We start from the raw sequence: 13,904 nt of genomic DNA, 5'->3' as shown, positions 1-13,904 counted from the left end.
GCCTGGCCTCCAAGCCTGGGCAGGTGTAGCAGAGTTGTTCTGTCGCTGAGGCGCAGGTGCGCGTATCTGCTGTTAGAGAAGGGAGCAAATTATTGTTCAATTTTAATGTTCCCCACCTCTAGCCTGGAGTAGCCAGCCTGTTGACTAATTTCCAGCTTCCTTTTTCCCGCGCTCATAAACAAAAGAGGAAGGAAAAGCCGCGGTCATCAGGCCAGGTTGAATGTTGATCGACGTGGCGGGTACGCCATCCAGCATTATCTTTACACCCGTGAGCTGATCCTGATTGTCAAATTTAATCCACACTCCGGCCCTGTTATTTGGTTGTGGATTTGGGACGTCTCCCGCTTTGGCCGTTTGCGGGCCCCAAGCAGCAACCTTGAAATTTTCTATCCTCAGCGCGCTAATGATGAATGGCTGACTAAATTGTTGGTGGCGGGGTAACAAAAACTGGGTCAATAAATTACGCGCGCTTGTTTCACGCGAGGTAATCATCAGGGTGGCTGGGTGAAAAGAAGGGTCTGATTCGAAACTTGACACGCAAACATCAGCGCACGTCCACTTGCCGGTTAAATCAAATCCCTGATGCTCGACGCCGACGTCGTAGAAGACGTTCGCGGACACTTGCTTTGAAGAGATGAAGGTGGACTTCCAGCGGGTGTTGTTCAGTTGCTCACTCATTACCGCAACTGGCGTGCCTTGAGGTAGCGCAAAATAGTTCGCAACGATAACGTGCTTGGTAAGCGGAGGTGTGTCCGGAACAAATTGCAGAGGATAATTGAGTACGCTTTTTGAATACTCAGACCAGTAGTTGGTGCCTGTGTAAACGCTCACATCCGGAATGGCACTTACACCAGATGATGTCCAGAACCCCGGGGCAAGATATACATCGTTTTTTAATTCGGGTTGCGTAGACTGGATGTAGTGGACAATATTTTGGAAGGCTTCCCATTTTTGTGCATTCGCCATCATAACTTGCCGATTTACAGTATTATAGATCAGTGTCATTGTCATGAAGAATGCAAGCGTGCAGCTCATCACTGCCAGTACAGGCAGTTTTAAATGCTGCTGGATGCTGTTGTAAGTGTACGCGGCAGCCAAGAAAGTCAGCCCTGAAAGCCCTAGCTGTACATAGAAGCTGGCCAAGTGCCCTTGCAGGTAACCCATGGCCACAATGTATTGATAGTGTGCCGAAGCGGCCAGTATGAAGCAAGGTACCGTGCCCAGAACGGTGCAGATCGCTGCGCAAAACAAGATGCTTTTGGATTTTAGTTTTTGCAGGTAGAGCGCGGAGGCTGCAATGATAAAAAAGGTTGTGAATATAGTGAAAGCTGTGGCTGTATATTGAGTGGCTTGGAAGAGTGTCTGGTAGGTCAGCATTACCGGAATTTCTGGGCCGCCTTGCGCGCTAGCTGACGTCAGGGTCACGCCATTCCACAGTGCCAGCGGGACAAACGCTTTCGTGGTCAGGGTGAAGTAGGTTTTAATCCAACCTACAATATCAAAACCGAAAGAGACCCTCCCATAACTGTCACCACCTGCTTGTCTGTAAATGAGCGAGTAAGCACCATAAATCGCCACTGTCAGCGCCCAGCCTACTACAAATGGAATGCTGGTTTTCAACGTTTTTTTATGAAATAGACTACCGCTGGAGGCCGTGGCAGCCAACAGGAGAAGCGGGTGAAGTATTATGTTGTACTCGGGTCCCCATAGGGAGGTGGTGAACAGGATAGCCGATAGCCAGAGTTTAGTCAGCGTTGGCTCTCGAAGATGGCTCGACAGGAGAGCAGTCGCTATAAAGGCGAAGGCCAGCCCCCAAACGCCCATCACCGAATATGCCTGGGGGATCATGAAATAATAGTGAAGTGGAAACATGAACAGCGTAAATGCCGCGATGGCGAGTGCGCTTTTCACGTTACTGATTTCGGCCAGCATCCAGATCAGGCCAGCATACATGATTCCGAACACGCCAATCCCAATTGCGTCAGCAATCCACGCGTTACCTAAATGATTCATCCATAGGGTGATGGGCATGTTGATGTATGCCTGCAGACGCGCTTGCCTGGCTGCAGTGTGCTGACTAAAATCGATATAGTCGTTCGCAAAGACCCACGAGTGCAGATGATAGAATATGTCGTCGTGATTGGTAAAGCGTAAGCCCACCAGTTGCCATGATACATACAACCCTGCCAAGGCTGTTATCAATGCAACTATCTGCATTTGTCTACTGCATTTTCCAACAGCCATATTATCCCAATACTCCGACGCGTTCATCTGTGGGGGCATGCACGGAGTCCAACGTTGCTGTCCATGCAAGCAGTCACTGGTTTTTTACCGTTGACCAGTGCTATTCCGGTTTTCGGTAACGGCCAAAGCAGTCGAGTCTACCTAAGCTTTAGCCGTTCCGTGTTCCCTGTTTTTCGACGGTAGCTTGCATGATACGTCCCGGCGACAATGCCGAAAAGCTCTATGTTTCTCGTCACTTTGATGTGCAATGACATCTATCGGGGCATGAAAATGCAGAACCCGACCGCACTCAAAAGATGGAAGTTGACCCGGCTCCAGTCCTGGGCAATGGTCCAGATGTGTGAGCTCACTGCAGCCTTGGACGCCCGAATAATCCGGCCCCATCCCCTGCAACATTACCTAACTAAACCGTTCTGGACCTCGCTCAATCCTCGTCTAAGTTGAAGAGGCGGCTCAGGAAAGCCGCATCAATTACCTACCGTTGTTATGGAGCATTACCAATGCGAAATCTCTCCCTTTCGGCCTTGCTGGCTACCCTCCTACTCACCGTATCCGTTGCGGCGACTGCAGCACCTGAGCCCGTCGGACAGCCGCAAGGAACTGCAATCACGCAAAGCGTGAAAACCAACCTCAACAAAGCCGACGCCGATACCCTCCAGCGCGAACTGTCCGGTATTGGTGCCGGCAAGGCCCAGGCGATTGTGGCGCATCGCGATTCCAATGGCGCGTTCACCTCGGTGGATGAGTTGCTCGAAGTGAAAGGCATCGGCAAGTCGCTTCTGGACAAAAATCGCGATCGGTTGACGGTGGAGTAGGGGGAGGCCCGGAAAGGGGCCGGTCTGCTTCCGGCCTTTTGCTTACATCGGTCCGCGCGGTAACGGGGTGGTACAAGGGATAGCAATGTGCCTATATACTTGCTGGTTGCTCTCGCATAGGCTTGGCCTCAAGCCTGAACCACCCTCGCATCTCAGGCTCACCTATCTAGCCGAGTCTTGAATGAAAGCGATCGTCACCGGCATTACAGGTCAGGATGGTGCTTACTTGGCCGAACTGCTATTGGAGAAGGGCTACACCGTTTACGGTGCTTTTCGACGAACCAGTTCGGTAAATTTCTGGCGCATCAATGAACTGAATATCCAGAATCACCCCAACCTGCATCTAGTGGAATACGACCTCACCGACCTGTCGGCCAGCATCCGGCTGCTTCAGTCCACCGGTGCCACGGAAGTGTACAACCTGGCGGCCATGAGTTTTGTCGGCGTGTCCTTCGAACAACCGATCACCACTGGCGAGATGACCGGGCTGGGCGTGGTGAACCTCCTGGAAGCCATCCGCATCGTCAACCCTAAGATTCGTTTCTATCAGGCGTCAACCTCCGAAATGTTCGGCAAGGCGCAAGCTGTGCCGCAAGTCGAGACCACGCCGTTTTACCCGCGTAGCCCCTATGGCGTGGCCAAGCTGTACGCGCACTGGATGACCATCAATTACCGCGAGTCCTACGGGATATTCGCTGCCAGCGGTATTTTGTTCAATCACGAGTCACCGTTGCGCGGGCGCGAGTTTGTGACGCGCAAGATCACTGACGCAGTAGTTCGTATCAAGTTGGGGCTGCTGGATACGCTTGAGCTTGGCAATTTGGACGCGCAACGGGACTGGGGTTATGCCAAGGAATATGTGGAAGGAATGTGGCGCATGCTCCAGGCCAGCGAGCCGGACACCTTCGTGCTTGCAACTCAGCGTACAGAGACAGTGCGTTATTTTGTGACCCTGGCTTTCAAGGCTGTGGACATTGCCATCCGTTGGGTAGGTGACGGCCAGGACGAGCAGGGGGTGGATATCGCTACCGGCAAGGTGGTGGTGGCTATCAATCCAAAATTCCATCGTCCGGCCGAGGTAGATTTACTGGTTGGCAATCCAGCCAAGGCACGAGAAGTACTGGGCTGGCAGGCCAACACTTCGTTGGAAGCACTGTGCCAGATGATGGTGGCAGCAGATCTGCGCCGCCATCAGGCTGGGGGCGTTCACTGATGAGCCTGCCCCGTCGCGCATTGATCACCGGCATTCATGGTTTCACTGGGCGCTACATGGCGGCCGAATTGCGGGCGGCGGGCTATGAGGTGATCGGTACGGGTTCAAGCGCACCGAAGGCGGACGCCAATTACCATCAGGTGGATTTGGGCGACGGTGAAGGGCTGAAGCGGCTGCTTGCCCTGCTTCAGCCGGATATCGTTGTGCACTTGGCGGCGCGTGCTTTCGTGGGGGATGCTGCGGTTGATGCGTTTTATCAGGTGAATGTCATCGGCACGCGGCACCTGCTTGAGGCCATTGCCTGCTGTGGGAAGATCCCGGATCGCATCCTCATTGCCAGCAGCGCCAATGTGTATGGCAATGCACCCTGTGCTGTCATGGATGAACAAACGCCCCCGGCGCCGGCCAACGATTACGCGGTGAGCAAACTGGCGATGGAATACATGGCCAAGCTGTGGCAGCCACGGCTACCGATTGTGATTGCGCGTCCCTTTAACTACACCGGGGTGGGGCAGGCGCCCGCATTTCTGCTGGCTAAAATTGTTGCGCACTTCCTCCAGCGTGCGCCGCGCATCGAGTTGGGCAACCTTGACGTTTGGCGTGACTTTAGTGACGTCAGGGCGGTTGTGCAGGCATACCGGGGATTGCTGGAGGCTCGGCCTCTAGGGCAGACGGTTAATGTTTGTTCAGGGCGCATGCATTCGCTGCGCGAAATCATCGGAATTTGTAGTGCCGCGACGGGGTACCTGCCGCACGTCGAGGTTAATCCGGACCTAATCCGGGCGAATGAAGTGCGTGAGTTGCGTGGCAATAATGCAAAGTTGTTAACACTGTTGCCTACTTGGAAAACCCCGCCCTTGGCGGAGACGCTTCATTGGATGCTTGCGGAGGGGCAACGTCCAGCGACTGATCGCTGAGCATGCAGCGCAGCCTGCGGCAGTGGTCACGCCTGGGATACTCAATTCACTTCCATGCACCCGTCCCTATGCTGCTTAACCAGCGTATACGGCCGCCCCACGGTATCCACAACCCCAGACAAAGCCATGTCCAGCATAGTGACAATCGGCGAAGAGGTGCTGTAGTTCTATTCGTCCGCAGGCTGCGCGCTCAGCACGCAGAAATCGAACATCACCCCGATGTACACCCTGGACCCGGCGCCGCAGTTGGATTTGCTTTTGCTCAGGTAGTCAGTGGTGACGCTGTCATGCCGCAGTACGGTAATGATGCCGCCGCATCCATTCAGCATTCCAGCGGCACAAGTCACAAAGAATAGCTGCATGAGGAACTTCCTGTAATCGTGCCGGATCGGGTACCAATGCGGTGCCCCTGCGTCCCTGGCATCGCTTTCACTAGTCTCCCACCACTGCGTCATACCCCGCCATTGACTCGGTTCTAAGCGCCAAACTGCGCCCCGCCGCTCTGGGCGCCGACTCGCATGACCAGCCCGGAAAAAGCCGCACAGGACATCTGCCAATCTTCAGGGTTCCCATTCAATTGTGAAAAATTGTAAAATGCCACCATCTGTTCAGCTTGTGTTCATCAAACGTCAGGTTTGAACCGAATCACCGGTCTTCAGACGATAGGGGGAGGCTGGTCGCTATATTGGCGGGCTTTTCCGTTTGAGCATGGCGCATTGGTCCTCGTTGGTGATCAGCGCCTTCATATGATGGTGAGTCCACGAAACGCCATCGCTTTTCGTTCCCTGCATGGGGGCAGCCGCCTCACAGCAGATGGTGATCGCCTCAGCAGCGCAGCCGTCGACGATTACTTGGATGTTCATACGCGTTTTAAAAGGAATGGATAGGCGGTACTTATATAAAGGTTGTTGCTTAAATCTTCCGATCCGTTTCGCGGGTTAATGGCCGCGCCCGCATTTCACTTGGGGTTGCGGTTAGGGGAGTGTAACGCCAACTAAACAATGACCGAACCAGGGGGTTAATCAACTTTTCTTGGTTGTATCGGTTTTTTATCTGCTTTTCAATTTTTGATAAGTCTTGAGGCTGAGGAATGAGCACGTCCATCGTAGAAAATGACCAGGCATGGCGAGCCAAAGCCAAGGCTCTGGATCGCTACCGCTGGAAGGTTCTTCGAGCCAACCACAGCTTTTTGGGTTGCTTGCTGCGCGCGGCCAGGGAGTATGCCTGGGATGTCTACCTCGGCGTGCTGGCTCGTCTCGGGGCGCACGCAACGCTCGAGTCTGCATCGCAATCCATCGTGATGCTTCATGGCACGCCCAAAGTACTGGCCATGGGGCGCAAAAAGGGGCTGATCGATTCACTGGTCAACCGCGGTCATGAGGTGGTGGAAGTGGCTATTGCACCCTTGGGGCAAGCGGTACGCGAACGTCTGATCTGTCGTCCGCCGCAGAAGGTACCGCTGCGTTACTACGCCCATGCCGGATACGCCGAATGGTTGTCGCGCAACAGCAACCCACGCTTGATTCTGGGGGATCGCAACGGAAGCCTCGTCAGTCCGTTTCTACGGTTGTCGATGAATGCCCAGGACAAGCGTCTGGTGCATCTGGCTCACGCAACCACGCTGGAAAGCTCGCGACGCCTGGGCATGATTGATTACGACTTTTATCTGCTGTTTGGCGAGAGCTCGTTATCGAAGCTGCGAACGCGGCCTTTGCTGTTTGGCGAGGCCGAGGTTGTGCTCTCCGGTTCCCACTTGGTCGATCACAGCTATGTGATGCCGCCGTCGGTCGCCGATGCAGGCACGGTGTTGATCCTGGGCGTGGGGCCGGACAAGGAGAAGCGCGATGGCTATCTCAAGACTTACGAATTGCTCAAGGCCTGGATTGCTGCCAATCCCCAAGTACCGGTGAGCTTCAAGCCGCATTACCGCAGCAAAGTCGGATTTTGGTTGGAGGCCGGCAAGCAGCTGGCCAATTTGACGGTTACGGCGCCGGATTTGAACCTGGCTGACGCACTGCAAGGGGCGTCGGTTGTTATCAATATCATGTCCAACGCAGCGCTGGAGGCCAGTCTCGCGCAGCGTCCGGTGATGTATGTCAATGCCAGTGGCGACCATGACGTGCTGGAGCAGGCGCGCTTCTTTGGCGGCCTGATTGATACTCAGGACAAGCTCGAAACTCGCCTTGAATGGGTACGTAATAACTACTGCAAGGCTGTTGAGCAGTCGAAAGCATTTGCTGATTACCACCTGGTAGGTGGCGTTGAGGGGTTGGATTCGACAGTGTCGGTAATCGACCGGATTTGGCAAGGAAAGGAAGTTGACTCGCAAGCACTGCGCGGGAACTTTTGATTTGCGTCTTTGTGCTGATGAGTGAAAAAACTTTTGGATAAGAAAATTCATTATTGCTGGTTCGGTGGCAAGCCGCTGCCGCTGGTTGCCCGTCGTTGCATGGCGTCCTGGGCCTACCGGCTACCGGATTATGAGATTGTCCGCTGGGACGAATCGAACTTTGATGTATCCAGCCACCCGTTCACCAAGGCTGCCTATGAGGCAGGCCGCTACGCGTTCGTGGCGGACTACGTGCGCATGTTGGTTCTTAGCCGTGAAGGCGGTGTCTACCTGGACACCGATGTGGAGATGCTGGGCTCCTTTGGCACCTTGATGAACGGCGTGTTCTTCATTGGCCTGGAGTGGGAGACCCGTTACGGTACGTCGGTGATCGGCGCCAATCCCGGACATTGGCTGCCCCAGTGCATGCTTGAGTATTACGACCGTGAAACGTTTGAAGAATCGCGCATGTCGGAGCTCGTGAATGTGAACGAGGTCAGCCGGTTGTTGATGGAGAAGGGCTTTACCGGTGAGAACTGGGAAGAGTTCCGCGATCGTGACCATACCTTGCCTGCTGGCGTTTTTGCGGATCCGCACGGTATTGCCGAGAAGGATACTGTGGCCATTGCGCGCCATCTGTACGCCGGCAGCTGGCGCAAGCGTGGTCGTAAAAGTTTGCTGAGCAAGACATGGCGCTTTCTACGCAAATGCCCGGGCTTAATTGGGCATCAGCTGCAGCTTTACCGCTATCAGGTTGCGATCAAGCTTGGTCGATGAGCCGCGCTTTACCTCGAAACACCTCTCTACACCTATAAAGATGACTGGGTAACCAATACCGATGAAAGTAGTATTCGCCGAAGGTAGTGACAATGTCGGGGACGATCTGAATGCCTGGATCTGGTCTGCACTGACAGGTGATATCCACAGCGAGGGTACTGCTTTGCTTGGGATTGGCACGTTGCTCAATGCCGAGTTTTGTCGACGGCTTGAGGGTGTTCGCAAAATTTGCGTGATGGGCACGGGCGCCGGGTACGGTAAACCTCCTGTCATTGATGAGCGCTGGCATTTTTACAGTGTGCGAGGAATGGGTACTGCGGCTGCGTTGAGCCTGCCGGCCGACCGGGCCGTGGCTGACGCCGCGTATTTGATGGCGACGCTGGATTGGGCGCAGTATCGCGAGGCGCGGTCGAGCGTGGTGGTAGTACCGCATCATCGCTCCCTGCGCTACTTGGATTGGCAGGCGGTGTGTGAGCGGGCAGGTCTGCAGTTTTTGTCGCCACTCACGCCACCTGCCGAGTTTATGAAGGCGCTGACACAGGCCCGTTTGGTGATTACCGAGGCTATGCATGGCGCTATCCTGGCGGATATCGCGCGGGTGCCTTGGACGGGTTTCAGCTTCGGTGGTCAGTTCAACCCTCAGAAGTGGGGCGACTGGGCCGGAATGTTCGACTTGACCCCCGAGATCAGGCCGCTGGGAGGTTTCTACGACCGCACCTTCTTCGGTGCGGACCGACAATTCTGGTACCACGCTTCGAAGAACATCAAAGTCGGCTTGGGGCGCCTGGGTGTGGGGCGGCAGAAGTGGAGAAAGATCACTCCGCCCTCATTGTCCATTCAACAGTCTAAGCGGCAATTGGCGGCGCGGCTGGCGTCACTCTCCCTATTACCCGGTCAGTTGAGCAATGAGCAGGTGTTGAACGCGCGTGTCGATCAGTTGTACCTGCGATTGGCGCAGTTGCGAACTGATCTGGGCTTCGAGAGGGGGGCAAGGCTGTCGGGCGACCCACTGGCGTTTCTGGAGAACTATGCGCCCACTTCTGTGCCTAGTGCCAAGGTCGCGTGACGCCAATAGCCGCCCCCCGCGTCCGGGGGCGGGTGGCAGTGGGGGTGGGCATGTTTTTAAGGTTGGCGAGTCTCGTTCGGGTATGCGGGGCCTGATGCGACGAACCCGGTGACAAATCATTCTTAGGGCCTTGCCCGACGTTATGCGGTGGAACTGATGCTGCGCCCATTCGTGATTTAGTATGATGACCGTAATTCCATGTGTTAGATTGCACTCGTAATGTTATGCGCGATTTGGAGAAAGGTGAGTCATGAGCAACCATAGAATTGTGGTAACCGGCATGGGCGTGGTGTCGCCGTTGGGTACGGGTGTCACGGCTGTATGGCAGCGCCTTTTGGCCGGTCAGTCGGGCCTGCGCGAGTTGCCCGAAGTGGTCGTGGCCGATCTGCCCGCCCGCGTCGGTGGCGTAGTGCAGGGCATCGAGCAAGACCCGCAGGCCGGCTTCGACCCCGACCTGGCCGCGCCACCCAAAGAGCAAAAGAAAATGGACCGCTTCATCCAGTTCGCCCTCGCCGCTGCCCGGCAGGCGCTGGCACAGGCCGGTTGGGCCCCCACCGACGAGCACGCCCGCGAACGCACCGCCACGGTGATCGGTTCCGGCATCGGCGGCTTCGGCACCATCGTCGACGCGGTACGCACCACCGACAGCCGCGGGCCGCGCAAGCTGTCGCCGTTTACCATCCCGGCGTTTCTGGTCAACCTGGCGGCGGGGCACGTGTCCATCCAGCATGGTTTCAAGGGGCCGCTGGGTGCGCCGGTCACGGCCTGCGCCGCAGGGGTGCAGGCCATTGGTGACGCCGCGCGGATGATCCGTGCCGGTGAGGCGGACATTGCGGTGTGCGGCGGCGCCGAGGCGGCGATTGATCGGGTGAGCCTGGGCGGCTTTGCGGCGGCGCGGGCGTTGTCCAGTGGCTTCAATGCCACGCCCAGCAAGGCGTCACGGCCGTTTGATCGTGATCGCGATGGTTTTGTGATGGGCGAGGGCGCTGGGGTGCTGGTGATCGAGACGCTGGAGCACGCCTTGGCGCGGGGTGCTACGCCGTTGGCGGAATTGGTGGGGTATGGCACCAGCGCCGATGCCTACCACCTTACGGCCGGGCCGGAGGATGGCAGTGGGGCGCGGCGGGCCATGACGCAGGCGCTGGCGCAGGCGGGCATCACGCCGGCCCAGGTGCAGCATTTGAATGCCCACGCCACTTCGACGCCGGTGGGTGACAAGGGTGAACTGGCGGCGATTCGGTCGGTATTCGGGGCCGGCAGCGGGCCGGCCATTACCTCCACCAAGTCGGCCACCGGGCACTTGCTGGGCGCGGCAGGTGGGCTGGAGGCGATCTTTACGGTGCTGGCGCTGCGCGATCAGATCGCGCCCGCCACCTTGAACCTTGAGCATCCGGACGAGGCGGCCGAGGGGCTGGATATCGTCAGTGGCCAGGCGCGGCCGATGGCCATGGAGTATGCGCTGTCCAATGGCTTTGGCTTTGGCGGCGTGAATGCCAGCGTGCTGTTCAAGCGCTGGGGGTGAGGGCGCCGGCGCACTGGCTGGCCCACCGCGGCGTCTATGACGCAGCCTTCGGCAGCTGCTACACAACGGCGGCGTCTGCATCGCGGCCAAGGCCGGCTCCTACCACGGACAGCGTAGGAGCCGACCTTGGTCGCGATGCGGGCATCGCTATTTATCCTGACACCACCGCGCACCTGTGGGAGCGGGTTCTACCCGCGAAAAGAACACCGCGAAGTATCTGAACCACCACGGCGTCCTCTTCGCGGGCAGAGCCCGCTCCCACATGAAGACAGTTGCTTTTACAGGACGGCGTCAGCCTGCTGCTTCAGCGCCTTGCGCGCGGTGTCGAGGATGCGCAGCGACAGTTGCGGGTCCTGGACACTGCGCGACAGCAGCAGCGCGCCCACCAGGGTAGAAAGCATGACCACGCTCTGTTCATCCGCGTCGGGGGCGTTATGCAGCGCCGCGGTCAGGCGCGCCAGGCGGTCCTCCACACCTTGGTCGGTAATCGCACTGGGCTGGCCGCGCTGGCCCAGTTCCGCCGCCATGGTGGGCAGCGGGCAGCCGCGCTCCGGGCTGTCGCGGTGGGCGGGGCTCAGGTAGGTGTCGATGAAACTGTGCAGCGGCAGCGGGTTGGCAAACGCCTTTTCGCACACCTCGGTCAATTCCTCGGTAGCCGCCAGCAGCGCGGTTTCCACCAGATCATCCTTGGACTTGAAGTGCGCGTAGAACCCGCCGTGGGTCAGGCCCAATGCTTTCATCAACGGCTGCAGACCAGTGGCGGCAATGCCGTCACGGCGGAAGCGGGCGGCGGCTTCCTTGACGATGCGGTCGTGGGTCTGGGCTTTGTGGTCGGCGGAGTAGCGCACGGGCGGACGGCCTTTTGCGGTTGGATGGTGGGTATCATTTTAACAGATTGTAATGATACGTGCCGGGTGCCGGGGTTGTTGAGGGGGAAAGGGGGCACTATAGTGCGCGGGTCGTTCGGATGGACGACCGAGTTTGGTAGCTCGAAGATGTTAGGCGCTGAGCGTCACCTGGTTACAGGCGGTTTTTTTCGCCTGCGATTTATGGTGGCTGTGCGCAGGGCACTCTCGAGTGCGCCGGATTCCTAACGTCTCGGTCTACCAACCTGCGCACAGCTGCCACCTTGATTTCGTTTGGTAGCGAGGTTGAGGTGGTAAAAACCACTGTTAGGAGATTCACTCAATGGACTACAAAACCCCATCTTCCCGCTACATCCCCCTCAGCAGCACCAACACCCAGCTCCCCGTCGTTCTGATCGACAGCAAAGCCCCGCTCAAAGACCTGCACGCCTTCGCCGACCTGCGTTTCCGCCAGGCCACCCAGTTTCTGGACAGCCTTGCCCACATGCGCCCGGGGGAGGTAGATGATCGTGATTTGAGCGCGATGGCCGCCCAGGCGCATGCGTTGATGCAGGAGGGGTGTGATGTGAATCAGGTGATTGAGCGGCGGTTGGCTCAACAGCCCTGATGAGCTGGCAGACGATGTAAAAAGCTGGCCCCCACCCTGTGGGACCGGGCGAAGCTCGGGAAGGGAGCACTCGAAGTACCGCGTCGATCGCTTCCCGAGCTTCGCCCGGTCCCACAGGGTTGCGCGTTGTTGCGCCATATAGGATTCGGTGCGATGAACAAGCCGCAGCCACCTTCAGCACCGGGCCCGCCGCCGTTGGGGGCGCTCGCTACCTGATACCACGCCTAGGGCATGGCGGGATGATCATCAAACTTGATGAGGCCGTATATCGTCATTGTTTGCGCGTTTGAACACAAGGCGTATGATGCCAATAAACCTAACGGATAGGTTTGTATGCAAATATGTAAATGCAATGGAATTGTGATTTCTGTCCTGACCCGAAACGAACACTGCCCGCCACATGTGCATGCAGGGACTGATCGGTGGGAGGCGCGGCTACTTTTTAGCTTCTGGCATAACGGTGTTCGCTTATGGGACGTTACCCCTTCACGAAATGAACCGCAGCGTGCAATGCTGGAAGCTTTGCGACTGGAGCTTCGCAAAGATGAAAATCTTCATCGCGCGCGGGAGTGTTGGTGGCTGAGCCGGCAGTCGCTCTGCCTGGAAAACCAGCAGTGGGATCTTGATCAGCAAGAGGTTGTGGCCCCAGGTTACAAGCGCCCTCGCGCCCACGGAATTACTGCCTCACGCTACGATGGGCAACGCCGTAGAACGATTCTGCAGTTGGCGGGGCAGGCCGAGCTTCTGGAGATTGAGTTATGACAACAATCAAAGCAAGTGACCGATTTGATCAGCCTATAACCGATGACGTTTTGGTGAAGGCTAAGGAGCGCGGTTACAGACGGCGTCAGTCTGGAATGCACGCGACAAAGGTGCTTTTCCTCGACGAGTTTCGCTCACTGTTGATTGGTTTTGCCGATGACAGCGCGGTGATGTTGCCTGTCGATAAGTATCCCGAATTGGCGTCGCTCACGAGGGGCGAGTTGCGCCGGTTGGAAATTGGGTATGCGGGTAATGCGCTGTGCCTCGAGGCGCGAGACTTACATGTTTCCATCGCAGGTATGGTTGCGGCGAGTCAGCCGTTAATGGACATGGCCGTATCATTGGTAGCGGCCCAGAATGGTAGTCGAAGCACGCCAGCCAAGGCTGACGCATCAAGGGCGAATGGTCAAAAAGGTGGCCGGCCCCGAAAGTCGGCCACCACTGAGCCACGAATCCCGTAGCCGCTGCCGCCAGGCTGCGCTGGTCGGTGTGAACCCTGAACATCTAAAGTGGGGCGCAGGGCCAGCGCAGCCTGCGGCAGCGGCTACAGGAGCACAACTTCAGCGATTCTGCGCATCCTTGGCATCCGCCTCGGCATTGCGCTGCGCCACCTTGCGCCGCTGCTCGTCGGTCAACTCCACCTTGCTGGCGCTGTCGCGCAGCATCATCAGGCCGCCGACGATCGAGCCGATCGCCACCACCAATATCAACCAGGCGTACCAGGGCATGACCACTTCTCCTTGAGCACCGAGCTCGCCGCCCGGCTGGCGGCGAAAGACGTGCTTG

General features: G+C 57.3%; 15 protein-coding genes. 10 read left to right on the top strand and 5 right to left on the bottom strand.

Going from position 1 to position 13,904, the window contains the following annotated elements:
- Positions 1-144 precede the first annotated feature (144 nt).
- Positions 145-2,283, bottom strand: coding sequence for a hypothetical protein (locus ACZ9GA_RS20765; RefSeq protein ID WP_476226698.1), 2,139 nt, complete (start codon positions 2,281-2,283; stop codon positions 145-147).
- 461 nt (positions 2,284-2,744) lie between these two features.
- Here ACZ9GA_RS20765 and ACZ9GA_RS20760 point away from each other — a divergent pair, with 461 nt between their 5' ends.
- From ACZ9GA_RS20760 to ACZ9GA_RS20750, 3 genes are all read left to right on the top strand, one after another.
- Entirely contained in the window at positions 2,745-3,059 is a 315-nt protein-coding gene (locus ACZ9GA_RS20760) for a ComEA family DNA-binding protein (protein ID WP_457360971.1), read from the top strand.
- Between the two features lie 181 nt (positions 3,060-3,240).
- Positions 3,241-4,272: a GDP-mannose 4,6-dehydratase gene (gmd, locus tag ACZ9GA_RS20755; RefSeq protein ID WP_457360972.1), complete on the top strand. Its 1,032-nt coding sequence runs from the start codon at positions 3,241-3,243 to the stop codon at positions 4,270-4,272.
- Positions 4,272-5,189 (top strand): GDP-mannose 4,6-dehydratase, encoded by a 918-nt coding sequence (locus ACZ9GA_RS20750; protein ID WP_457360973.1) that lies wholly within the window; start codon positions 4,272-4,274, stop codon positions 5,187-5,189. Before gmd ends, ACZ9GA_RS20750 begins: the two co-directional genes overlap by 1 nt.
- Positions 5,190-5,230: 41 nt before the next feature.
- Here the strand turns inward: ACZ9GA_RS20750 and ACZ9GA_RS20745 are convergent, their stop codons facing one another.
- Together ACZ9GA_RS20745 and ACZ9GA_RS20740 are read right to left on the bottom strand one after the other, a co-directional pair.
- Entirely contained in the window at positions 5,231-5,335 is a 105-nt protein-coding gene (locus ACZ9GA_RS20745) for a YceK/YidQ family lipoprotein (RefSeq protein ID WP_457363681.1), read from the bottom strand.
- Positions 5,336-5,356: 21 nt separating this feature from the next.
- Complete coding sequence (locus ACZ9GA_RS20740; protein ID WP_457360974.1) at positions 5,357-5,551, bottom strand: hypothetical protein; 195 nt, start codon at positions 5,549-5,551, stop codon at positions 5,357-5,359.
- A gap of 728 nt (positions 5,552-6,279) precedes the next feature.
- Here ACZ9GA_RS20740 and ACZ9GA_RS20735 point away from each other — a divergent pair.
- The 4 genes from ACZ9GA_RS20735 to fabF all read left to right on the top strand — a co-directional run bounded on the left by ACZ9GA_RS20735 (position 6,280) and on the right by fabF (position 10,883).
- Entirely contained in the window at positions 6,280-7,539 is a 1,260-nt protein-coding gene (locus ACZ9GA_RS20735; RefSeq protein ID WP_457360975.1) for a capsule biosynthesis protein, read from the top strand.
- A gap of 21 nt (positions 7,540-7,560) precedes the next feature.
- Complete coding sequence (locus tag ACZ9GA_RS20730) at positions 7,561-8,295, top strand: glycosyltransferase family 32 protein (RefSeq protein WP_457360976.1); 735 nt, start codon at positions 7,561-7,563, stop codon at positions 8,293-8,295.
- Positions 8,296-8,356: 61 nt separating this feature from the next.
- Positions 8,357-9,361, top strand: a complete 1,005-nt coding sequence (locus ACZ9GA_RS20725; RefSeq protein ID WP_457360977.1) for a polysaccharide pyruvyl transferase family protein — start codon at positions 8,357-8,359, stop codon at positions 9,359-9,361.
- A gap of 250 nt (positions 9,362-9,611) precedes the next feature.
- Positions 9,612-10,883: a beta-ketoacyl-ACP synthase II gene (gene fabF / locus ACZ9GA_RS20720; protein ID WP_457360978.1), complete on the top strand. Its 1,272-nt coding sequence runs from the start codon at positions 9,612-9,614 to the stop codon at positions 10,881-10,883.
- 278 nt (positions 10,884-11,161) lie between these two features.
- On the opposite strand, the gene ACZ9GA_RS20715 is transcribed toward fabF, so the two are convergent.
- Entirely contained in the window at positions 11,162-11,731 is a 570-nt protein-coding gene (locus ACZ9GA_RS20715; protein ID WP_457360979.1) for a TetR/AcrR family transcriptional regulator, read from the bottom strand.
- A 340-nt stretch (positions 11,732-12,071) separates the two neighbouring features.
- Between ACZ9GA_RS20715 and ACZ9GA_RS20710 the strand changes: the two genes are divergently transcribed.
- The 3 genes from ACZ9GA_RS20710 (at position 12,072) to ACZ9GA_RS20700 (ending at position 13,579) form a co-directional block, all read left to right on the top strand.
- Entirely contained in the window at positions 12,072-12,356 is a 285-nt protein-coding gene (locus ACZ9GA_RS20710) for a hypothetical protein (protein WP_457360980.1), read from the top strand.
- Between the two features lie 510 nt (positions 12,357-12,866).
- Positions 12,867-13,118, top strand: a complete 252-nt coding sequence (locus ACZ9GA_RS20705; RefSeq protein ID WP_457360981.1) for a hypothetical protein — start codon at positions 12,867-12,869, stop codon at positions 13,116-13,118.
- Positions 13,115-13,579: a DUF2442 domain-containing protein gene (locus tag ACZ9GA_RS20700; protein WP_457360982.1), complete on the top strand. Its 465-nt coding sequence runs from the start codon at positions 13,115-13,117 to the stop codon at positions 13,577-13,579. The genes ACZ9GA_RS20705 and ACZ9GA_RS20700 overlap by 4 nt, the downstream gene beginning before the upstream one ends.
- Positions 13,580-13,678: 99 nt before the next feature.
- Here the strand turns inward: ACZ9GA_RS20700 and ACZ9GA_RS20695 are convergent, their stop codons facing one another.
- Positions 13,679-13,846, bottom strand: coding sequence for a DUF2897 family protein (locus ACZ9GA_RS20695; protein WP_081719091.1), 168 nt, complete (start codon positions 13,844-13,846; stop codon positions 13,679-13,681).
- Between the last annotated feature and the right edge of the window lie 58 nt (positions 13,847-13,904).

The organism is Pseudomonas sp. TE3644 (assembly GCF_056278815.1).
The sequence above is the reverse complement of the archived record's forward strand: the minus strand, read 5'-3'. Positions and strand labels throughout refer to the sequence as shown.